Source organism: Aeromonas jandaei, from assembly GCF_037890695.1.
GTDB lineage: Bacteria > Pseudomonadota > Gammaproteobacteria > Enterobacterales > Aeromonadaceae > Aeromonas > Aeromonas jandaei.
The window spans coordinates 3,603,247-3,625,112 of record NZ_CP149571.1 but is presented as its reverse complement, the minus strand read 5'-3'; the positions used below and the strand labels follow the sequence as shown (position 1 = coordinate 3,625,112).

Genomic DNA, 21,866 nt, shown 5'->3' with positions numbered 1-21,866 from the left:
GAATTTATTTATCCAGTAATCCAGCACTTACCGCATCCGATAATATATCATTTTCAGTTGCTAGCTTAGGTATTGCAAATATGACGTTTTGTTTGGCTCTCGTAACAGACAAATAAGCTTCTCTAATCATCTGTTGTTCAATGGCTGAGCTTAGGGCGGGGTTGTCACTTAAAGATAAGGCTCCTTTTTCTAACCCAATGATGATAACAGCATCAAACTCTTGGCCTCCCACTTGTGCGGGTCTGCACAATACAACCGTTGGTTGTTCAGATCTTATTTTTTCTCCCCTTTCTCTTAAAATTTGCAATGGTAGATCGGTATTTGATAATGCCTTCTCTATATCGTCCCAATAAGACTCAAGATGACAGATGACGGCTATCTGACGAATGTTTTCCCGTCTTAGCTCTCTTATTTTTCTGACTAAGAAACGTTCAAATGAAGGGGATTCATTTCCTTCTTTTTCTATTTTTGGTTTATGACATCGATTGTTTTCTCTAAACTCGTTTATCTGAGTGAAGTCAGGAAAGTCAGAGCTAAACAAATTTGTACTTCTTTGAATAATGAAAAAAGCAAGTTTTGCAATATCTTTTGATGAGCGATGAATAGACTCTAGTCGCTCATTACTTATGTCTAATATACCAAGAGTCGCAAAGCCAGAACTATTCTGTCCATAAAAGCTTTGAGCTTCATCAAGTGCTAATGCTATGGGGATGTGAGAATTTGTTTGTTTAGATAGTAGTGAAAAAAGACGCCGTTCATTTTCATTGAATAGTTGTGCTTCATCAACAAAGACATAATCAAAACCTTCGTTCTTTCTTTTCATTCTCCATATGGGAGTTTTTAAACTTCCATAAAGCGAAATTGCTAAATCATCAGGATCCAACACATTATATGTTTCGAAAACGTTATTGTGATAGTTTTCAAAGACACTGAATATAAAGTCCCTTTCAGACGCATTTAATACACCATGTAAACGACTAAAGGAACGGTCTGATTCAACATATCTTCTTTTGCTATCTTCCAGTCCATGGCCTTTAATTGCTATAGATATCTCAGCTAAAACCATAACTGAGAAAACTTTTACCAGATTAGAGTTATTAAATATTGATGATAAAAAAGGACTGTTTTCAACAACTGTATTCTGCGCATTACTTACATCTTTCAATGCAGCTTCCACTTGCTCTAATTGGAATTTTTTTGCATCTGTGGCATCGGGATCAAGGATTGACTGTATATCTAAATCAAGTTTCTTTCTGGAATATTCAGATAGTGTTGTAACAACGATGTTTGCCATAAGTTCTTGATTGTCAACTAGCAATGTTTCGAAACGATTAATTACCTTTGACCTCATTTTATCACTATGAACTACGTATAATATATTTGGGGTGTGACCTGCTTTATGTTTAGTGTAGAGCTTATGTACGGCGAGAAGCTGCATTAATAATGTTTTCCCAGAACCGCCAGGACCAATAATCCTGATCGGATAGCAGTCTAATGCTTCTGAATTCAATATTCGCCTTTGAGTATCAGTTAGTTGGCTCGATTCATCCATCCATGATTCATATGAGTTATTTAATGTTTTATAGATAGCTTCATCATTTATAACATGAGAAGAGGTTTTTACTTCTATATCAGAGAAGTCGTGCTTGCGTGGTTCGGTGAAGAATAGTTTTATTTTATCTTTCAGTGCGATTAAATCATCTAGTTTTGGTGTTTCTTGAAACGGAGATGAGATCAATTGGTTTGCTTTATTTGTAAGCGAAGCTATTATTCCTTTATGTTTTTCAGTGCTGGTAACTAAGCTTTTAAAACTATCACTCGGGCCTATTATTAATATATTTCTTTTTATGTCATATTCGCCATCATCTATGGAGTCATAATAACTTAGACTGTATTGTCTTGCTTCGCTACCTCTTCCGGCAATAAGAGTATGTATATTTTCAGCATGCTTCCTGTGATAGAATGCACCGTCAATCAATAATCCTTGGAGTCTCTGGTTTATTATGTATATAGCGCGTTCCAATGACTCTCTTGAGAATGATTGGTAATTTTGTAGTGACATATCACCATGTATTTTTATTAGGCCTACAGATTCATCACCATTTCCTATGAGATAATCTTCATGCCACATAGAGATCATGTCATCTTTGCTCGAGAATGAAATCCTTATTGGGCCCTCTGATATAGTAAAGCTTTTTTGGTGTTGCGTATCAGTCTTTACGAATGATTCGCAGATGCTATTTATTAAGCTTGTTTTCGGCAGAAGCCATTCTGCCATTCCTTGAGTAATAGCTAAGTACATTATAAGTCCTTAATAATTTCTTGTGTGTAAGAGTTGATATCATCACTGCTAAAGTCTCGTGAGCCAAATCTAAGATGCATATTCAGATAGCGAGACATGAAATCTGATAAAAAATCGTCTTTTAATGTTAAGGTATTTACAGGGTATTTCTTAAAAAATTGAGCCGTCTTATTAGTTGCACTTAATCTTTTTATATCATCATCCCAAAGTTCTTCAAGGCTACTCATAGCTGTGTAGAAAATTTCATATGGATATGAAACTGAGTATTTAAATAGTGCGACAGAGTGCTCTTCAATCGTTGAGTGAGCGGGGTGCTCGTTATCTGGAGGAAGGTAGTGAATGTCTGATGAATAAGAGTTTTTTATAATTTTTTCGATTACAGCTTTGATGTTTATTATTTTTGAAACGTCAGGTTTATTGTTTTTTTGTGGCGTTCTTTGATATGTAATATATTTGGCGAACTCTTTGAGCTTATTGTTAATCTTTTTGTTTGCCTTATCTGCACTGAGATCCTCTATAATTTTAAGTATGTCGGTATATTGTGGTAGGTTATATCGATCATATTTTAAATTGTATTCTGAGAAAAGTTTTGAAAAATCTTTTTGCATCTCATGATAAAATTCAGGTGAATAAATGTAGTCCTTTATTTTTATTATTGGAAGAAGTGTGATTATCCTAGTTTTCTCTTGTGCTAAATCACAAGATGGATTAATTATTATTGCGTTAGAAATCTCTATGTCAAGAAGGCCAAGTGTTGGAATGTTGGTCCAAATATCACCTGTTTCTATACTGAATGATGGTAAGGTAAGATAATAATCTGATTGTGTGATTTTTAATTTTTTTACCATTGTTATATCCTTGGCAAAGGTTGATAAGACATCAATATACCTGTAGGTTCAATTAGCAAAGCGTAATCGGACGTTCGAGAAATAAGGTGTTATTACGGTGAAATACTCACTATCGGGCCTTCAATATAAAACCTTTTCCCGATAGGGATGGGTGCAGCCTGCTGTTGCATTCGCCATGATTTTTTCACCTATGCAACCATGTCGATGGTGCTTGTTGCATAGGTGCGACAATCTGATCTCGCCATGGGGTGGGCGAGGGAGTGGCTGTGAGATAACAACTCGCCCGATCTTTGCCCCGAATAGGCTGGGGGCTGTTAGCGCGGTGCAATGCGCTGCGCTTGTTGCACCCTACGCCTGTTAACCGGCCTCGGGGCTGCGGGTTGGCTGTTGCCCCCTGTTGTTCGCCGGGGTGATCCCGTTTGCCCAGGCCGCGAGGCAGGACGCCGAGCGAGCGCCGCTGGGCCATGGATGGCCCATCGGCGCGTGCCGTGGGACAAACGGGTGAACCGAGGGAACCCTACGCAGGAGGGCGAACAAGTGGGGGTGGCCTTTCTTTTGGTGACTTTTCTTTGGCCACGCAAAGAAAAGTCACTCGCCAAGCCGCGCAGCGGCGGCGAAACCCCGTCGAGGACGGAGTCCTCGTGTCCTGCATGGCGAAGCCGTGCCTATCAGGCTAGTGACCCCTCACCCTGGCCCTCTCCCGCAAGGGGAGAGGGGACGGTTACCTTGGTGCAATTCGCTGCGCTTATTGCACCCTACGCTTCTCCCGCAAGGAGAGAGTTACCGCGGACGATTACGCTTCGCTAATCGACCCTACTCGACCCCGTTCGACCCGATTCGACCTTACAAATTGCCCCAAGCGTCGCATCCGTATGGTGGCATGGGCACAGCCTCGGGGGCTGACGGGAACGCCCGTCGAGGGTGCAACCCTCGCACCCTGGCGCAGGGGCGGGAGACCGGCTGGTCTCCGTTAAAGACGCTACCGCCCCTGACTGTCGCTGCCACATTGCGCCGTAGACCTTGGTTTGGGAAAAGGGGCCAACAGGCGCCGCCAAATATCTTACGGATTCATTGAGCGCTTAACTATGGCGGCCATCACGCAACTATCAGAAACCAGAGGTTTTTTTGCGCTGGCACAAGCTTTTGTTAATTACTGATTGATTAATTACGGGGTAAACCTTGTGCGGCTGGTCGCCTTGGGCAATCCATTGCTATCACCTTGATTCAAAACGGCGATCACAGACTTTTTGCGCCGTATGCCTAGACTGGGTTGGCCGCGGTCGCAGACCGCCGCCTCTGGATCAGCAGACAGGGTATAACTGAGCTGGCTCACCCCTATGTGTCACTGATGGAGGAGTCGGCCATGTCCGCTACCCGTATCTGGATTAAAAACCCCCTTGCCACCTTTACCCCCGAAACGGTCGATGGCCGCGGCGGGCTGGTGATTGAAAACGGCCTGATAAGCGAGGTGCTGGCGGCAGGCCAGCAGCCTGCCCGACCGTGTGATCAGCTGTTTGATGCCCGCGACCATGTGGTGCTGCCGGGCCTTATCAATACCCATCACCACTTCTACCAGACCCTGACCCGCGCCTGGGGGCCGGTGCTCAATCAGCCGCTCTTCCCCTGGCTCAAGACCCTCTATCCGGTGTGGGCCAGATTGACGCCGGATGCGCTGGCGCTGGCGAGCAAGGTGGCGATGGCGGAGCTGCTGCTCTCGGGCTGCACCACGGCGGCGGATCACCACTACCTCTTCCCGCGCGGGATGGAGGAGTCCATCGATATTCAGGTGGCGACGGTGCGTGAGCTGGGGATGCGCGCCATGCTGACCCGCGGCTCCATGAGTCTTGGCGAAGATGAGGGGGGCTTGCCGCCGCGCCACACGGTGCAGGGGCAGCAGCAGATCCTCGATGACAGCTTGCGGCTGGTGCGCCAGTATCACGAGCGCGGCGCCGGGGCGCAGATCCAGATTGCGCTGGCTCCTTGTTCCCCCTTTTCGGTGACCGAGGAGATCATGGTGGAGAGCGCCAGACTCGCGGCCGAGCTCGATGTGCGGCTGCACACCCATCTGGCGGAGACGCTGGATGAGGAGGCGTTCTGTCTTGCGCGCTTTGGCCTGCGCACCGTCGATTATCTGGAGAAGGTGGGTTGGCTGGGCGATCGCACTTGGCTGGCCCACGGCATTCACTTCAATCCGGACGAGATTGCGCGGCTGGGGGCGGCGGGCACCGGGGTGTGCCACTGTCCGGTCTCCAATATGCGGCTCGCCTCCGGCATCTGCCCGACCCTGGATCTGGAGGCGGCCGGTGCGCCGGTGGGGCTCGGGGTTGATGGCTCGGCCTCCAACGATGCCTCGAACCTGATCCAGGAGGCCCGTCAGGCCCTCTATCTGCAGCGGCTGCGCTATGGCGCCGAGCGCATTACTCCGCGCAAGGTGCTGGAGTGGGCGACCGTTGGCTCGGCCCGGCTGCTCGGGCGCGGCGATCTCGGTGAGCTGCTGCCCGGCAAGCAGGCGGATCTGGCGCTGTTCAAGCTCGACGATCTGCGCTTTAGCGGCAGTCACGACCCCATCGCGGCCCTGATCTTGTGCGGCGCCGAGCGGGCCGATCGGGTGATGGTGGGCGGCAAGTGGCGGGTGGTGGATGGCGCCATCGAGGGGCTGGATATCGAGGGGCTTATCGCCCGTCACAAGGTGGCCGCCGCGGCGCTGGTGCGCGGCTAGGGAAGCGCAAACGGCAAAAAGAGAAGGGGCCCGCAGTGGGCCCCTTGTTGTTGCTGTTTGGCGCGGCGGCGCTATTTGGCGGCGGGCGCCGGAAAGTATTTGTTGTGCAGCAGCGGGTATTCGCTGCCCGCCAGCACCTGGGTCAAGCCGTTCTGGAACTCCTTGACCAGATCGTCGCTCACCGGATGGCTGAAGGCGTAGCAGAACTGCTCCGAGCTCAACTGCCACTGCTCCTTGAACTTGGCGGGGTCGAGTTTTTGTTCCTGAATTTGCTGCTCCATGGTGGTCTTGTTGGTGGAGACCATGTCTACCCGGCCGGAGGTGAGCATCTTGAGCGCCTGGGAGAGGCGGTTGGCGGCGATGATTTTGGTCTCGTCAAAGCCGTTGTTGAGCAGCAGCTGCTCGCCCACATCGGCTCGCACCGCCCCGATATTGAACGCCTTGGCATCATCGAGCTTGGTGATGTTGATCTTGTGCTCGGCCAATCCGACCAGCACGATTTCGGCGTAACCGATGGGGCAGGCCCACTTGAACAGAGGATCGCGCGCCTGGGTGCGGGCGGTGGAGAAGAGCACCGCATTGGGTTTTTGGGTCAGCAGGTAGTAGCCACGGGCCCAGGGCATGATGGTGACGGGCTGCTCCGGGGTGTTGGTCTTCTGCCATACCAGCTTGAGCAGCTCGACCGCAAAGCCGGTCGGATTGCCCGCTTCGTCGGCGTAGTTATAGGGTTTGTAATCTTCGGTCAGGTAGTGAAGCTTGGCCAGCTCGGGGCTGGCGTGGGCGAAGGAACTCACAAGCAGTGCGGCCAATCCAATCCATGGTTTCATTTTTTCCATCCTGCTCAAGGGAATATATATGCTCAATTGTGACCAAGCCGACCGGTTTCGCCAAGGTTGAGCGGTCAGGTTCTTCAATAATAGCGAGGGATGCCGTTGGCATCCCTCGTCTGTTTCTGGTCTTCGCTGCTCGTCAGCGAATGGGCAGGTATTTGGCCTGCAGCTTCAAAAACTCCTGCGAGGCGAGGGCGCGGGTCAGGCCGCTCTGGAACAGCTTGATCTCCTTGTCATCCACCTGACGGCTGAAGGCGTAGCAGAGCTGCTCGGCGCTCAGCACCATGGCGACGTTGAAGTCGTCGTTGTTGAGCTTCATCTCGCGCAGAGCGTCATAACCGGCCAGCTTGCTGGTGGCTAGCAGGTCGGCGCGGCCGGAAGTGAGCATCTTGACCGCCTGATTGAGGCGGTTGGCGGGGATGATGTTGTTGTCATCCATGCCGTTGTTGAGCAGCAGCTGTTCGGCGGCATCGGAGCGCACCGCGCTTATCCGGTATTTGCTCATCTCATCGACGGAGGTGAGGGTGATGTTTTGCGCCTTGCGCCCGAGCAGGATGTACTCCGAATAGCCGATGGGGCAGACCCACTTGAAGAGATCTTCCCGCGCCTGGGTGCGGGCAGTGGAGAAGAGCACCACGTTGGGTTTCTGGGTCAGCAGGTAGTAGCCGCGCGCCCACGGCAGGATGCGAATTGGCTGGGGGGCCACCCCGCTGTTTTTCCACACCATCTGCAGCAGTTCAACCGCAAGGCCGGTGGGCTGGCCCTGCTCATCGCTGAAGTTGTAGGGGGGGTACTCTTCGGTGAAGTATTCGAGTTTGCCCAGATCGGCCCGGGCCATCGAGGCCCAGGGGAGCAATAGCAGCAAGCAGGTGAGCCAAATCCTCATGGGGAACATCCTCAGCGGTCAACCGTGCTTTGAGTGTGACCATGAACCGCTCAAATAGCCACTTTGCCCCGTTACCAACGTGACCGGCTTCTCCCAATCGGCTGATAAGCCTCATCGCGTAGCCCCACCAGCAACGTCTTGCCATCAGGCTGCAGGCGAAACTCGCCGTAACGGGCACGGCTCAAGGCCTCGCCATCCCCCTCTTCGAAGAAGAAGGCATCGGGGCCGATCAGCCACTGGCGATCGCTGCGGTGTACCTGCAATAGCCGCTCGTCGCTGGCGAGCTGATCCGGCTTGCCATCGGCAACCCGGCTCGCTACCTGATGGGCATCGAGGCGGATCACCAGGGTGTCGCTCTGCTTGTCGCGGCCATCGCTGCTGGCCAGCTCGCGGGCGATCTCGTAGTTGAGGCGCATGTAATCCCCCTGCATCAGGGAGCGGGGATCGACCGGGGCGAGCCGCAGCAGCACCACTTCGCCACTGCTCATGGCGCGTTCAAAACGCCAGACGGTGAGGTTGATGCCCGCCAGAATGGCAAGGCCAGTCAGCAACAGGCCGAGTTGTCGGGTCGCGGGTCTCATGAGTCGCTCCTTGCCGAGAGGGTCTTGAGCAGCTGACGGGCGGCCAGCAACAGGGCCCCCGAGCCCAGCAGCAGCCAGGATTTGGTCATCAGGGTGAGCCCGAGATCGTAGTAGTAGAGAGCGCCATACCCCACCAGCAGCAGGGCGGCGAGGGTTATCAGGCCAAGGCTGCCGGCATAGAAGCCGAGGATCAGCACCAGCGCACCTGCCCCCATCCCCGGAATGACGGCGCTGAGCAGCACCAGCGGCAGACCGTACCAGAGTGGCAGCTTCAGTTTCACCATCACCGCCAGCAGCAGGGCGGCGCAGAGCAGCGGATTGAGCCAGAGTGGCAGGCGTGACAGCCCCAGTTCATCGAGCACACTGCTGCCACCTTCCCACAGCGGTTGGTGCAGGCGACCCAGCACCAGCAGGGAGAGGGCGAGCCCCAGAGTGATGGCGTGGTAGAGCTGGTGGCGGGCGGGGTCGTGATCGGCACGCAACCAGCAGAAGGTGATGGCTGCCATCACCAGCGGCAGGGCCAGCAGTTGCAACCCGAGGCAGGCAAGGGCGAGGGTCAGCAGCAGGGCCGCAGCCACGCTGTGAAACAGCCGCACCAGCCAGTGATCGAACAGCACCGCGATGGCGAGCGACAGCAGGCAGAGGCCGAACCAGACCAGGCTCTGGTGGCTGTCGGCCTGATCCAGCAGGCCGTAGAGCAGCCAGGCATCGGCCGCCAGCGCGAGCGCCAGCACGAACTGATCCCAGAGATCGCCGCTCTGGCTGCGGTTGATGGCGTAAGCCACCCCCAGCAGCACGGCGCCCAGCAGCAGGGCGCTGTTGGCCTCGCGGGTCAGCTGCTCGAAGGTCATAAAGAGAAAGAAGAGCAGGAACAGGGCGGCGATCCATCCCACCAGCCCGAGCAGAAAACGGCTCGACCAGTGCGGCTGGTTGTTGCGGGGCATCTCCCCTTCCACCAGATTGGCCTGTTGCAGGGTTTGCCAGAGCGTCAGATCACTCATGGGACCTCCGTTGTTGATGCAGCCAGCGGCTGGCGGCGACCGAGAGGCCGATGGCGATGAGGCTGAGCAGCAGGAAACCGTCCACATCCGGCTTCATCCACTTGCCAAGGGCGGCGAGGATAACGGCAATCAGGCTGAGGCACCCCATGGCGAGTCCGGCGATAAATCTGTGATGCCAGAGCAGGTAGGCGGCAGCGAGCCAGCCCAGCCAGAGCGGCCACACCAGCGGGGAGGCGGCATCGAAGAGCGCCAGCAGGGCGAGCAGGGTGGCGCCAAGCCCGGCGGCAAGACCCGCCAGCCAGCCCGGCATCAGGCGCCAGCGGGCAGGGGCGAGCAGCAGCAAGCCCCAAAGGGCGGCGTTGAGCAGGGTGAGGCACCAGCCGAGCCCCTCCTCATCAAAGGCGAAGAAGAAGCTGAAGAGACCGAGCCGCCAGTAGAGCACCAGCGCCAGCTGACCTAGCAGCCAGCCCAGAGTCCAGAGCAGAGGGCTCTGGCCAAGGGCGGCCAGCGGTACCAGCATCAGCGCCCAGGTGGCGAACAGCTGCCAGGGATCGGCGCCGGTCTGGTAGGTCTGGCCGACCAGCGCCAGCAGGGCGCCGATATTGAGAGCCACAGCAAAGAGCAGCGCCTGACGCGGCGTATCGCCAAGGGGCTTGCGCCACAGCAGAAGCAGCATGGCGAGCAGCGGCGCCTCCAGCAGGGCGAGGCGGGGCAGTCGTCCCAGCGCCTGCCAGTTGAAGGCGACGAAGAAGATAAGGCCGGCCCCGATGCAGAGGGCACCGAGCCAGAGCAGCAGGCGATCGAACAGCCACTGCCAGCGGGCGTGGGCAGGGGGCAGGTCGGCGAGGGTGAGGGCGGCGGCCAGCTTCTCTGGCGCCAGTCGTCCCTGTTTCACCCATTCGAGTAGCGTCTCTCTTGATACGTTGTGCATGGGGTGCTCCACGAGGTTTGCCCCATTATGACATGGCAGCCCCACTCCCGTGCAGTGGCAGCTTGCGGCTGCGACAACGGCGGTTGCCGGAGTGATGGAGGCGGGCGCCAGAATGCAAAAAGCCCTCCGAAGAGGGCTTGTGTAGAACCGGTGGCCAGAGTGCCGCTAGACGAAGATAAGGGTGCTGACCCCGAGCCCGACAAAGAGCAGGGCACAGGCGATGCGGATCGCCTTGAGTGGCAGCTTGTCCGCCCCCAGCTTGCCGATCAGCACCACAGGGACGTTGGCCAGCATCATGCCGAGGGTGGTACCGGTCACCACCTGAATGAGGGAGTCATATTTGGCGGCCAGCAGCACGGTGGCAATCTGGGTCTTGTCGCCAATCTCGGCAATAAAGAAGAGCACGAAGGTGGCCATGAAGGGGCCGTACTTGTCGAGGGAGCTCTCCTCATCATCCATCTTGTCCGGCACCAGGATCCAGATCGCCATGGCGATAAAGGCGGCAGCGACCAGATAGGTCATCACCTTGGGGTCGAGCCAGCGACTGATAAACTCGCCAATCCAGGCGGCGCCCGCATGGTTGAGCAGGGTCGCGGCCAGCATGCCGGCGATGATGGGCCAGGGTTTGCGAAAACGACAGATGAGCAACAATGCCAGCAGCTGGGTTTTATCGCCGATCTCGGCAATCGCAACGCTGAGGGTTGAAGTTAACAAGGCTTCCATAGATATGACCGGGGGACGGAATTGTTATAAACCAAAGACAAGCCGACGCCATCCGTCCCCGGTATTGGCGCTGGCCCGTCAAAGGTCTTGTCAAATCCACGGATAAACTGGATCACCCTGACCATGGTGAGTTGGCACCAAGTATGTTGATCAGGGTCGCAGGCCGGTGCGGATCCGGTATGCGAGACTACTCCCCCTCGATGGGAGCGGGCATTCTAGGGAAAAACCGCATGGGTGACAAGGGGATCAGCCACCCACCAGCTTGACGCTGAAGCCGGCCTTCTCCAGCTCGGCCTTGATCAGCTCCCGTTTGTCCCCCTGGATCTCGATAACACCCTCCTTGAGCCCGCCACCGGTGCCGCACTTTTTCTTGAGCAAGGTGGCGATTGCCTTTTGCTGTTCGGCGGGTACGCCGTGGATGGTGATGACCCCGGCGCCCTTGCGCCCCTTGGTCTCGCGGCGCATGCGCACCACGCCGTCGGTGGGGAAGGGAGAGGAGGATTGCGGAGCGTTCTGCTCCTTGATTTGACCGCCATCTGTGCTGTAAACAAGGCGGCTGTTGCTGTCGTGACTCATGAGGTTACTTTACGGGTTAGCTAAGCGGAGTTTGATTTTACTCAAATAAAAGTTGAAGACACAGATTATAATGCCCCAAGTAAAAGCGAATTATTATTGTTTAACTTCAGGAGTCAGTCATGGTACTCACGCAGTTGTCACCTGGACAGAGTGCTCGCATCAAGAATATGAATCAGCTGTCCCGGCCGTTGCGTCGCAAGCTGATGGTGATGGGCTTGTTGCCACAGACTGAAGTCATCTATCTGCGGTCCGCCCCGCTGGGGGATCCGCTCCAGATCCAGTGTCAGGGGATCTGTCTCTCCATGCAAAAGAGTCTGGCCCAGCAAATTGAGGTCGAACCGGTATGAGTTGCTTGTCCACCCGCAAGAGCCCGGTTCAGAAGAAAATAGAGGTAGCGCTGGTATGAATTATTCACTGGTTACGGTCGGCAACCCCAATAGCGGCAAGACCTCCCTGTTCAATGCCCTGACCGGCGCCCGCCAGCAGGTCGGCAACTGGAGCGGGGTCACCGTCGACAAGAAGATGGGCGAATTTTCCGCCGATGGTCACGATTACAAGCTGATGGATTTGCCGGGCATCTATAGCCTCGCCAATCAGGAGGCGAGCCTTGATGAGCAGATCGCCAGCCGCTATGTGCAGGGCCATCAGCCCGACCTGCTGCTCAACGTCATCGACGCCGCCAATCTGGAGCGCTCCCTCTACCTCACGCTGCAACTGCGCGAGCTGGGGCTGCCGATGGTCGTCGTGCTCAACAAGATGGATATCCTCAAAAAACGCCGCGTCACCATCAATGAAGGGTTGCTCAGTCAGGCGCTCGGCTGCCCCGTGGTAGCCCTTTCTGCCCACAATCGCCAGCAGGTTGCCGCCTTCAAGAGCCAGATCCACGGCTTTATCGGCAAGTCCCAGCAGGCACTGAGGCTCGATTACGGCACTGATCTTGAAAAAGATCTGGCGGAGCTGGAGACCCTGCTCGCCCCGCACCACCTCACTACCCGTGGCCGCGCCCTGCGTCTGCTGGAGGAGGATGCCGCGATGCAGGATACCCTGCTGCCCGGTCAGCAGGCTGCCGCGACCAATGTGGTGACCCGTGCCCATCAGGGGCAGGATATCGATCTGCAGCTGGCGGACATCCGCTATGGCCACATCCATCTGTGGGCCAGTCAGGCGTGCCAGCAGAAGGGCAAACTCACCGTGGCCCAGAGCGAGAAGCTCGACCGGGTGCTGCTCAACCGCTGGATCGGCATCCCCTTCTTCCTGTTCGTCATGTACCTGATGTTCATGTTTGCCATCAAGGTGGGCAGCGCCTTTATCGACTTCTTCGACATCATGGGCAACGCCCTGTTTGTCGAAGGCGTGCACCACCTGCTGGGGCTGGTCAATGCGCCCGACTGGATGGGCGCCATTCTGGCTGATGGCTTTGGCGTTGGCTTGCAGACCGTCGCTACCTTTATCCCGGTGATTGGCTGCCTCTATCTCTTCCTCGCGGTGCTGGAGAGTTCAGGCTATCTGGCCCGCGCCGCCTTCGTGGTGGATGCCCTGATGCGCCGTCTCGGTCTGCCGGGCAAGGCGTTCGTCCCCATGCTGATGGGCTTTGGCTGTACCGTGCCCTCGGTGATGGCGACCCGCACCCTCAACTCCGAGCGCGAGCGGTTGATGACCTCGGCCATGGCACCTTTCATGTCGTGCGGTGCCCGTCTGCCGGTCTACGCCCTGTTTGCGGTGGCCTTCTTCCCCGAGTCCGGCCAGAACCTGGTGTTCGGTCTCTACCTCATCGGCATTCTGGTGGCGGTGCTCACCGGTCTGTTGCTGCGCAGCACCCTGCTGCCGGGCAAGAGCGACTCCATGGTGATGGAGATGCCGGATTACGAGTGGCCGCGTCCGGTCAACGTTGGCATCAAGACCTGGCAGAAGCTCAAATCCTTCGTCTTTGGCGCCGGTAAAACCATCGTTCTGGTGGTCGCCGTGCTGAGCGTGCTCAATTCGCTGGGCACCGATGGCAGCTTCGGCCATCAGGAGCAGGAGAGCTCGGTGCTGAGCAAAATCAGTCAGGCTGTTACCCCTGTGCTGCACCCCATCGGCGTGCGCGATGACAACTGGCAGGCCACGGTCGGCATCGTCACCGGCATCTTCGCCAAAGAGGCGGTAGTCGGTACTCTCAACAGCCTCTACGCTGGTGGTGGCGCAGAGGAAGAGAAGGGCGAGTTCTCCCTTGTCGCCAGCTTCCACGAAGCGGTGGATGCCGTAGCGACCAATCTGGCCGAGATCAACCCGACCGACCCGATGGGCCTTGCGGTTGGCAATCTCGACGACCAGAAGGCGGCTGCCGAGGAGCAGGAGGTGGATGTCTCTACCTACGGCAACATGCAGACCCACTTCGACGGTGCGGCTGGTGCGTTTGCTTACCTCTTGTTCGTGCTGCTCTACATGCCCTGCGCCGCCGCCATGGGGGCCCTGGTGCGCGAAACCGGCCGCCAGTGGGCGCTCTTTACCGCCGCCTGGTGCAACTACATGGCCTTTATGTGCGCCACCGTCTTCTATCAGCTGGCCACTTTCGCCGCTCACCCCGAGCAGAGCCTGTTCTGGGTAGCGAGCTACGGCCTCTCCCTGCTGCTGCTCTGGTGGGCCGGTCGCCGTCACGGTGACATCGTCGCCCGCAAGGTGGTGACATTATGATCCTGCGCGAGCTGGGGGATTACCTCGCCGCGCAGCAGAAGGTGAGCCGGCGCGAGCTGGCTCGCCACTTCCACACCTCGGAAGATGCGGTGGAGGCGATGCTCGGCGTCTGGATGCGCAAGGGGCGGGTCATCAAGCGCGAGAGCCGGGTCTGTGGCGGCAGCTGCTGCGGCAAGAGCGAGGAGGTGATGTTCGAGTGGTGTGCCCCGGGCCAGATTGGCATCAAGGTAAGTTAAACAGCAACCGAATATCATCAGGTTAAACTGAACAATAAAAAACGGCAGACCTTGCATCCAAGCAGGGTCTGCCGTTTTTTATTGGCGCAATCTGACGGGATCAGGCGCTCTGGCGAGCCTCGCTCAGCAGCGCCAGGGCTGGCTGTTCGTTGCCCGGCATCAGCCGGTAGGCCTTGTGGTGCTTGATGAGGGTGGTTTTCTTGTTGCCCTGACTCAGCAGCAGCCCCTGTTTGCCGGCCGCACTGGCCAGCAGTTGCTCATCGCCACGCACATAGAGGGTGAGGGGCTTGATAAGCTCGCCGCCCTCGATATGCCCTGCATATTCGCTGTGGCTTACCACCAGACTGGCCTGACCGCCCGATTGCAGGCGCAGCCTGGCGTTCACCTCGCTCTCGGTCAGTACCAGCCAGCCCGCCTGTTCCAGCTCAGCCAGCATGTTGGCCAGCTTGCTCCCCAGTTGCTGCGGATTTGCCATGGCGCTCTGGTACTGGCTGACGATGCGCTCAAGCAGCCCCTTGAGATCGGCGCCGGCCCCCAGGGTGCGGCCCAGCTGTACCCATCCCTTGAGATCCTCCATCACCAGCCGCGAGAAGCGCTTCTCCTTGAGGGAGTCCGCCATCCAGGTGCAGAGGAAGTGGCTCTCCTGCGCCGGGGTGCGCTTGCCAGCCTTTTGTTCGCCGGTGCGGGCCAGCTCGGCCAGACTCTGGGTGGCCATCTCGAGCAGGGCCTGATTGTAGGTTGATGGGGTCATGGTGCCTCCTCCGGTGGGGCGAGTCGTCATCACAGGGCAAGAGAAAGGCGCCGGTGGCGCCTTCATCATATCAGAACAGCGAGTGGCTGCTTACTTGGGCTGGCGCGGCTTCTTGGCGGCGGCCAGACGCTTGAGGCGTTGCCCCTGCAGCTTGGCTTCGGCCATCGACTGGGCGGCGGCGTTGTCGTCGCGACGGGCACGACCGCCAAAGCGGCGACGCTCTTCGAGCTGCTTGATCAGCATCTCGCGGCTGCTTACCTCGTAGCCCGGCACCATGATGCGACGCAGTTTCTGGCCGATCAGCTTCTCGATCTCGAGCAGGGTGCGCTCCTCCTCGCGGCTGACGAAGGAGATGGCCTGACCACGCTTGCCGGCACGACCGGTACGGCCGATGCGGTGGACATAATCTTCGGCGAGGAAGGGGAGGTCATAGTTGACCACGTACTCCAGATCCGGGATATCCAGACCGCGGGCGGCCACTTCGGTGGCGACCAGCACCCGCACCTTGCCCTCCATAAAGTCGCGCAGGGCGCGGCGACGGCTGCCCTGAGCCTTGTCACCATGCACCACGGCTGACTTGATGCCGTCGAGGTTCAGCTCCTCGACCAGCTCGTCGCAGCTCTCGCGGGTACTGGCAAAGACCAGCACCTGCTGCCAGTTCTGCTTGCCGATGAGCTCGGAGAGCAGCTCGCGCTTGCGCTTCTGCTCGACCGGATAGACCACCTGGCTCACGGTGTCGGCGGTGGTGTTCTGTTTGTTGACGCTCACCACTTGGGGCTTGTCGAGCATCACATTGGCGAGCTTCTTCACCCCTTCGGAGAAGGTGGCGGAGAAGAGCAGGTTCTGGCGGCCCTTGTTGGCGGCTTGCAGGATCTGCTGCACATCGGCGCTAAAGCCCATGTCGAGCATGCGATCCGCTTCATCCAGCACCAGACACTCCACGGTGGAGAGGCTGAGGTTGCAGGCGGTGAGGTGTTCGACCAGACGGCCCGGAGTGGCCACGATGATGTGAGCGCCCGCTTTGAGCTTCTTGGCCTGCACATCCTGCTTGCCGCCACCCACCAGAGTGATGACGCCAAGATCCAGATAGCGGGCAAACGCCTTGATGTTGTCGGCGATCTGGGCTGCCAGCTCGCGGGTCGGGGTGAGGATCAGCACCCGGGTGCTGGAGGGGGCTGCCGCAGCAGGGGTATCGACCAGACGCTGCAGGATGGGCAGGGCGAATGCAGCGGTTTTGCCGGTGCCGGTCTGGGCGCTGGCCAGCACGTCGCGGCCACGGCGAATGGCCGGGATCGCCTGCTGCTGCACAGGGGTCATCTCCTGATAACCGCACTCCGAGACGGCGCGCAAAATCTCGGGGGCAAAATCGAATGCTTCAAATCTCATATCGGTTTCCTGTGATCCAGCTGGATTGTGTTCGGCTTGACAAGCCGGCATGGGCGAACGGTCGCGGATTGCCACTGGTGGCCGCCCCTGATACAGCATCAGCGCAGCCTGAAAATGGCGGGCGCGAAGTGTAACAGATAGGCGCAGCAAATTCTGCCTCAATTGGCCAGAGTTTTTTATCGGTTTTTTTAACCGGCGCAAGGTTTTGGTCGCCGCCATTTGACTCCAAAAATGCCAGCCGTAAGGATAGTGGCTATTGATAGTCATGAAAGGAGAGGGCGATGAGCGGGTGCGAGAGCGGTTTGCCACAGCAGGCGGCGAGGGCCAATACCCCCCTTGAGCGTCTGAAGCAGGCGCTGGAGCAGTTTGGCGAGCAGCACGACCTGGCGCAGACGGATCGCGCCGACAAGATGCTCAACATTACCCGCGATACCGGCGAGCTGCTGGCGGTACTGGTGCAGACCCGCGGGGCGCAGGCGGTGCTGGAGATAGGCACCTCCAACGGCTACTCCACCCTCTGGCTGGCCGAGGCGGTGGCCCGGCTCGATGGTCATGTCACGACCATCGAACGGGATGAAGCCAAGCGGGCGCTGGCACAAGCCAATTTCGAGCAAGCCGGTCTTGCCGGGCGGATCACCCAGCTGGCCGGGGAGGCGGGAGCGCTGTTGCCCACCCTGCCATCGGCGGGCTTTCCGCTCATCTTTCTTGATTCCGATCGCCGGCAATACCGGGCGTGGTGGCCGCAGTTACAACGTCTCTTGCCTCCGCGCGGTTTGCTGGTGGTCGATAATGCCATCTCCCATCGGGAGGAGCTGGCGGAATGGATGGCCGAAGTGGCGCAGGATCCCCGTTTTGTCACCTCGCTGGTGCCAGTGGGCAAGGGGGAGTGGCTGGTGGTGAGAGTGTGAGCAACCTGAACATGAAGAGGGAGGTGGCAGTGATGAAACCGGTGGCAGTGGTGGAAGCTTACTGGCAGGCGATGCAGAGCAATGATTTTGCCAGGGCGGCGCGATGGCTGGGGGATGAGTTTGTCTGTGACTGGCCGCAATCGGGGGAGCGGATCCTCGGGCGCTGCAACTTTGTCGAGATCAATCGCCGTTATCCGGCCGCCGGGCCGTGGAGCTTCACCATAGTCCGCCTGCTGGCACAAGGAGACGAGGTGGTGAGCGAAGTGCAGATCACCGATGGGGTCGTGCATGCCCGGGCCATCACCTTTCATCGGGTCGAGGGCGATCGCATTGTGCAGCAGACCGAATATTGGCCGGAACAGTATGAGGCCCCCGCCTGGCGCCGTCCCTGGGTGAGCAAGCTAACCCGCACGCCAGAACTCGTCTAAAAAGAGCACCGCCGGTCACTCTGATGGCTGGCGGTGTTTGCCATGTTCAAGCCATCCCACCCTCGTTATCCATTATTTCGCTAAATATCACCATATTTCATGGTTTGGCCATGGGATATGGCGCGATATGTTTTGCCCAAGCCAGCTCGATATTTGCAAGGCATACATCTGAGTTCACAGATATTTGCATCATCCATGCAAGAGACGGTTTCATTAATACGGTTGTCGTTGGCGACTCATGGGAAATAAAAATATAACGAGGTAAATAATATGAACAAGTGGCACACTCTCTTTTTACTGGCATCCCTTCCGTTGACCCTGGTGACTTCTGCCGAGGCACAATCCTCCCTTGCGGCGATTCAGCATAGTGGCGTGATCAAGATTGGTACCGAAGGGGCTTATCCTCCTTTCACCTATCACGACAAGAGCGGCAAGCTGGTTGGCTTTGATGTGGAGATTGGCGAGCTGATTGCAAGCGGCCTCGGTGTGAAACCGGAGTTTGTCGAGGGCAAGTGGGATGGCCTCATCGCCGGGGTGGATGCCAAGCGCTACGATCTGGTGCTCAACGAGGTGGCCATCACCCCGGAGCGGCAGAAAAAGTATGATTTCTCAGATCCCTATATCACCTCCAAGGCCGTGGTAGTGGTGCACAGCGACAACCACAGCATCAACAGCTTTGCCGATCTGAAGGGCAAGAAATCCTCCCAGTCCCTGACCAGCAACTTTGCCCAGCTGGCCAAAAAGTCGGGGGCCGAGGTGGTCGCCACCGAGGGCTTCAACCAGTCGCTGGCGCTGGTACTGACCGGGCGAGTGGATGCCACCATCAACGACAGTCTCTCGTTCCTCGACTTCAAGAAACAGAAACCGGATGCCAAATTGAGGGTGGCGGCGACCGAGGCGAAGGGGGATCAATCGGCGGTGCTGCTCGCCAAGGGGCAGCCGGAATTGCTGGCCGCCATCAATCAGGCGCTGCGTACTGCCAAACAGGATGGCAACTATCAGAAAATATCTCATAAATATTTTGGTACTGATGTCTCGCAATAATATTACCGAAAAATAATAACTAGCGAGGAAATTAACGTGCCAGCCTGGTTGCAGTTAATGATCGACTCTTTTTGGCCCCTGCTTAGCGCGGGGCTTATTTTTACCGTGCCACTGACCCTGATCACTTTTGTCTTGGGAATATTGCTCGGCTTGCTGGTGGCGCTGGCCAGATTATATGGCCCGACACCATTGGTGGCACTGGTCCGTTTTTATGTCTGGCTTATTCGCGGCACGCCGCTGCTGGTGCAGCTCTTTCTGATTTTCTATGGCTTGCCGAGTGCCGGCATTGTGCTGGACGCTTTCACCGCCGCGGTGATCGGCTTCACCCTCAACATCGGCGCCTACAGCTCGGAGATCATCCGCGCCACTCTGGCGGCGATCCCGAAAGGGCAGTGGGAGGCAGCCTATTCGATTGGCATGAACTGGCCCCAGGTGATGTGGCGGGTGATCCTGCCGCAGGCGGCGCGTATTGCGGTGCCACCGCTCTCCAACACTTTTATTTCGCTGGTCAAGGACACCTCGCTGGCGGCGGCAGTGACCGTGCCCGAGCTGTTTCAGGCGGCCCAGCGGCTCGCCTCTGTCACCTATGAGCCGCTCATTCTCTACAGCGAGACGGCCCTCATCTATCTGATGTTCAGCTCGGTGCTCTCCACCTTGCAAGACCGGCTGGAGCGCAAGTTGACCCACAAAGAGACCCGGGAGGTCGCCCTATGATCCGGTTGCGTGGTATCGAGAAGCAGTTTGGCGGGCAGCAGGTGCTCAAGGGAATTGATCTTGCCATGGTGGCGGGCAGTGTGACCGCCCTGATTGGCCCCTCCGGCAGTGGCAAGAGCACCCTGTTGCGCTGTGTCAATGTGCTGGAGCGGCCGGATGCGGGGCACCTGGTGCTGGGGGGGAGCGAACTTGATTTTTCTCACCATCTGCCTCGCCAGAGCGTGCAGGCATTGCGCCAGCAGACTGGCATGGTGTTCCAGAATTTCCAGCTGTTCCCGCACATGACGGTGCTGGAAAACGTGATTGAGGGGCTGGTGACCGTGTTGAAGTGGCCAAGAGCGAAAGCGGAGGCGCGCGGCTTGCAACTGCTCGACAAGGTGGGGCTCAGGCACAAGGCCGAGGCGGTGCCTGCCACCCTCTCCGGTGGCCAGCAGCAGCGGGTTGCCATTGCGAGGGCGCTGGCGCCATCGCCCAAGGTACTGCTCTGTGATGAACCCACCTCGGCGCTGGATCCCGAGCTTGCCCAGGAGGTGGTGACCGTGCTGCGCCAGCTGGCCCGGGAGGGAACCACCATGCTGATTGCCACCCACGATCTGCGGCTGGCAGCACAGATAGCGCAGCAGGTGATCTTTCTGGAGGCGGGTGAGGTGGTGGAAGCAGGCAGTGCACGCCAGATGTTCACCACTCCCAAGCGGGCGCGTACCTTCGAGTACATCTCCACCCTCACCGAGCGGTTGCCGGAGAGCTGGAGCATCTAGCCGCACCCCGGACGAGGTTGAGGGAGTGATAGGTGACAAGCTGCCAGCGAGAACTCCTAGCCTTAAATTCCGAGCCTTAAATTCCTAGCCTCAAAAGAAGAGCCCCGCACTGGCGGGGCTCTGTTTTGGGTTGACTGAGGAAGTGCAGGTTAGACCGCCAGATAGTCCATGATCCCTTCGGCTGCCTTGCGCCCTTCGTAGATGGCAGTCACCACCAGATCGGATCCGCGTACCGCATCGCCACCGGCGAACACCTTGGGATTGCTGGTCTGGAAGGCATATTCCGCCTGCTCGCGCGCCTTGATTCGATCCCGGTTGTCGAGCTCGATGCCGAACTCCGCCATCCAGGGCTGGGGGTTAGGCTGGAAGCCGAACGCCATCACCACGGCATCGGCGGCCAGCACCTGCTCGGAGCCTTCGATAACCACCGGATTGCGGCGGCCATTGGCATCGGGTTCACCCAGCTCGGTGCTCACTACCCTGATGCCAACGGTGCGACCACTGGCATCCAGCTCGACCGCTACCGGTTGCAGGTTGAACATGAACTCAACTCCCTCCTCGCGGGCGTTTTTCACCTCCCGCTTGGAGCCCGGCATGTTCTCCTCGTCGCGGCGATAGGCACAGATCACCTTGGCGGCTCCCTGACGGATGGCGGTACGCACGCAGTCCATGGCGGTATCGCCACCGCCCAGCACTACCACCTGCTTGCCAGCGAAGTCGATGTAGTCGGCTTGCGCCTTCTCGAACCCCAGCAAGCGGTTGGCGTTGGCGATGAGGTAGGGCAGGGCGTCATAGACGCCCGGCGCCTCTTCGTTGGCAAAGCCGCCCTTCATGTACTTGTAGGTGCCGACTCCGAGGAAGACCGCATCGAACTCGCCGAGCAGGTCGGCGAAGGTGATGTCCTTGCCCACTTCGGTCTCGAGACGAAACTCCACACCCATCCCCTGGAAGATCTCGCGGCGACGCTGCATCACCTCTTTTTCCAGCTTGAAGGAGGGGATACCGAAGGTGAGCAGGCCACCGATCTCCGGGTACTTGTCAAACACCACCGGGGTGACACCGTTGCGCGCCAGCACGTCGGCACAGGCGAGACCAGCAGGGCCGGCACCGATGACGGCGACCCGCTTGCCGGTCTTGACCACGTTCGAGAGGTCGGGCTTCCAGCCCATCTCGAACGCCCTGTCGGTGATGTACTTTTCGATATTGCCGATGGTCACCGCACCGAAGCGATCGTTGAGGGTACAGGAGCCCTCGCAGAGGCGATCCTGCGGGCAGACCCGACCGCACACTTCCGGCAGGCTGTTGGTCTGGTGGGAGAGCTCCACCGCCTCAAGAATGCGCCCCTCTTTGGCCAGTTTAAGCCAGTTGGGGATGTAGTTGTGGACCGGACACTTCCACTCGCAATAGGGGTTGCCGCACTCGAGGCAGCGATCCGCCTGCATCTGTACCTGCGGCTGATTGAAGGACTCGTAGATCTCCACAAACTGGATTTTGCGGATCTTGAGCGGCTTCTTGGGCGGGTCGACCCGCTGGACATCGATAAATTGAAATACGTTCTGGCTCATAGGGTT

At 57.4% G+C, this 21,866-nt stretch carries 21 protein-coding genes; 9 read left to right on the top strand and 12 right to left on the bottom strand.

What is annotated here, in order from left to right; genetic code table 11:
- Nucleotides 1-4 precede the first annotated feature (4 nt).
- The gene (locus WE862_RS16855; protein WP_082035514.1) at nt 5-2,302 is read right to left on the bottom strand and encodes a UvrD-helicase domain-containing protein; all 2,298 of its coding nucleotides are present in this window, start codon (nt 2,300-2,302) and stop codon (nt 5-7) included.
- Complete coding sequence (locus WE862_RS16850; protein ID WP_042032851.1) at nt 2,302-3,150, bottom strand: hypothetical protein; 849 nt, start codon at nt 3,148-3,150, stop codon at nt 2,302-2,304. The genes WE862_RS16855 and WE862_RS16850 overlap by 1 nt, the downstream gene beginning before the upstream one ends.
- Before the next feature lie 1,363 nt (nt 3,151-4,513).
- Here WE862_RS16850 and WE862_RS16845 point away from each other — a divergent pair.
- The gene (locus WE862_RS16845) at nt 4,514-5,869 is read left to right on the top strand and encodes an 8-oxoguanine deaminase (RefSeq protein ID WP_042032855.1); all 1,356 of its coding nucleotides are present in this window, start codon (nt 4,514-4,516) and stop codon (nt 5,867-5,869) included.
- A 71-nt stretch (nt 5,870-5,940) separates the two neighbouring features.
- Here WE862_RS16845 and WE862_RS16840 read toward each other — a convergent pair whose 3' ends face one another.
- From WE862_RS16840 to WE862_RS16810, 7 genes are all read right to left on the bottom strand, one after another.
- The gene (locus tag WE862_RS16840) at nt 5,941-6,696 is read right to left on the bottom strand and encodes a substrate-binding periplasmic protein (protein ID WP_185226938.1); all 756 of its coding nucleotides are present in this window, start codon (nt 6,694-6,696) and stop codon (nt 5,941-5,943) included.
- 142 nt (nt 6,697-6,838) lie between these two features.
- Nucleotides 6,839-7,585: a substrate-binding periplasmic protein gene (locus WE862_RS16835; protein ID WP_042033136.1), complete on the bottom strand. Its 747-nt coding sequence runs from the start codon at nt 7,583-7,585 to the stop codon at nt 6,839-6,841.
- 71 nt (nt 7,586-7,656) lie between these two features.
- Entirely contained in the window at nt 7,657-8,166 is a 510-nt protein-coding gene (locus WE862_RS16830; protein WP_042033138.1) for a GDYXXLXY domain-containing protein, read from the bottom strand.
- Nucleotides 8,163-9,167 (bottom strand): DUF4401 domain-containing protein, encoded by a 1,005-nt coding sequence (locus WE862_RS16825; RefSeq protein WP_042033142.1) that lies wholly within the window; start codon nt 9,165-9,167, stop codon nt 8,163-8,165. Before WE862_RS16825 ends, WE862_RS16830 begins: the two co-directional genes overlap by 4 nt.
- A complete protein-coding gene (locus tag WE862_RS16820; RefSeq protein ID WP_042033143.1) occupies nt 9,160-10,098 on the bottom strand; it encodes a DUF2157 domain-containing protein in 939 nt (312 codons plus the stop codon). The genes WE862_RS16825 and WE862_RS16820 overlap by 8 nt, the downstream gene beginning before the upstream one ends.
- Before the next feature lie 165 nt (nt 10,099-10,263).
- On the bottom strand, nt 10,264-10,821 hold the full coding sequence (locus WE862_RS16815) for a TMEM165/GDT1 family protein (protein ID WP_033113701.1): 558 nt from the start codon (nt 10,819-10,821) through the stop codon (nt 10,264-10,266).
- Nucleotides 10,822-11,067: 246 nt separating this feature from the next.
- On the bottom strand, nt 11,068-11,397 hold the full coding sequence (locus WE862_RS16810; protein ID WP_041208481.1) for a translation initiation factor: 330 nt from the start codon (nt 11,395-11,397) through the stop codon (nt 11,068-11,070).
- Nucleotides 11,398-11,516: 119 nt separating this feature from the next.
- Here WE862_RS16810 and WE862_RS16805 point away from each other — a divergent pair, with 119 nt between their 5' ends.
- The 3 genes from WE862_RS16805 to WE862_RS16795 are packed head-to-tail and all read left to right on the top strand — an operon-like array spanning nt 11,517 to nt 14,306.
- Complete coding sequence (locus WE862_RS16805) at nt 11,517-11,744, top strand: FeoA family protein (protein ID WP_033113699.1); 228 nt, start codon at nt 11,517-11,519, stop codon at nt 11,742-11,744.
- A 55-nt stretch (nt 11,745-11,799) separates the two neighbouring features.
- The gene (gene feoB / locus WE862_RS16800; protein WP_042033145.1) at nt 11,800-14,070 is read left to right on the top strand and encodes a Fe(2+) transporter permease subunit FeoB; all 2,271 of its coding nucleotides are present in this window, start codon (nt 11,800-11,802) and stop codon (nt 14,068-14,070) included.
- Nucleotides 14,067-14,306, top strand: a complete 240-nt coding sequence (locus WE862_RS16795) for a FeoC-like transcriptional regulator (protein WP_041208478.1) — start codon at nt 14,067-14,069, stop codon at nt 14,304-14,306. The genes feoB and WE862_RS16795 overlap by 4 nt, the downstream gene beginning before the upstream one ends.
- A 100-nt stretch (nt 14,307-14,406) precedes the next feature.
- Here WE862_RS16795 and WE862_RS16790 read toward each other — a convergent pair whose 3' ends face one another.
- Complete coding sequence (locus WE862_RS16790; protein ID WP_042033146.1) at nt 14,407-15,057, bottom strand: DUF2913 family protein; 651 nt, start codon at nt 15,055-15,057, stop codon at nt 14,407-14,409.
- A 90-nt stretch (nt 15,058-15,147) separates the two neighbouring features.
- A complete protein-coding gene (locus tag WE862_RS16785) occupies nt 15,148-16,443 on the bottom strand; it encodes a DEAD/DEAH box helicase (RefSeq protein ID WP_041208476.1) in 1,296 nt (431 codons plus the stop codon).
- 281 nt (nt 16,444-16,724) lie between these two features.
- Between WE862_RS16785 and WE862_RS16780 the strand changes: the two genes are divergently transcribed.
- The 5 genes from WE862_RS16780 (at nt 16,725) to WE862_RS16760 (ending at nt 20,295) form a co-directional block, all read left to right on the top strand.
- Nucleotides 16,725-17,351: an O-methyltransferase gene (locus WE862_RS16780; RefSeq protein WP_042033148.1), complete on the top strand. Its 627-nt coding sequence runs from the start codon at nt 16,725-16,727 to the stop codon at nt 17,349-17,351.
- Nucleotides 17,352-17,383: 32 nt separating this feature from the next.
- On the top strand, nt 17,384-17,779 hold the full coding sequence (locus WE862_RS16775; RefSeq protein ID WP_041208475.1) for a nuclear transport factor 2 family protein: 396 nt from the start codon (nt 17,384-17,386) through the stop codon (nt 17,777-17,779).
- Nucleotides 17,780-18,049: 270 nt separating this feature from the next.
- Entirely contained in the window at nt 18,050-18,823 is a 774-nt protein-coding gene (locus tag WE862_RS16770; RefSeq protein ID WP_042033150.1) for an amino acid ABC transporter substrate-binding protein, read from the top strand.
- Nucleotides 18,824-18,880: 57 nt separating this feature from the next.
- Nucleotides 18,881-19,537, top strand: coding sequence for an amino acid ABC transporter permease (locus WE862_RS16765; RefSeq protein ID WP_156853465.1), 657 nt, complete (start codon nt 18,881-18,883; stop codon nt 19,535-19,537).
- Nucleotides 19,534-20,295, top strand: a complete 762-nt coding sequence (locus tag WE862_RS16760; protein WP_042033151.1) for an amino acid ABC transporter ATP-binding protein — start codon at nt 19,534-19,536, stop codon at nt 20,293-20,295. Before WE862_RS16765 ends, WE862_RS16760 begins: the two co-directional genes overlap by 4 nt.
- A 149-nt stretch (nt 20,296-20,444) precedes the next feature.
- Here WE862_RS16760 and WE862_RS16755 read toward each other — a convergent pair whose 3' ends face one another.
- Nucleotides 20,445-21,860 carry an FAD-dependent oxidoreductase gene (locus WE862_RS16755; protein WP_042033153.1) on the bottom strand — a complete coding sequence of 472 codons (1,416 nt, stop codon included), beginning with the start codon at nt 21,858-21,860 and terminating at the stop codon, nt 20,445-20,447.
- Between the last annotated feature and the right edge of the window lie 6 nt (nt 21,861-21,866).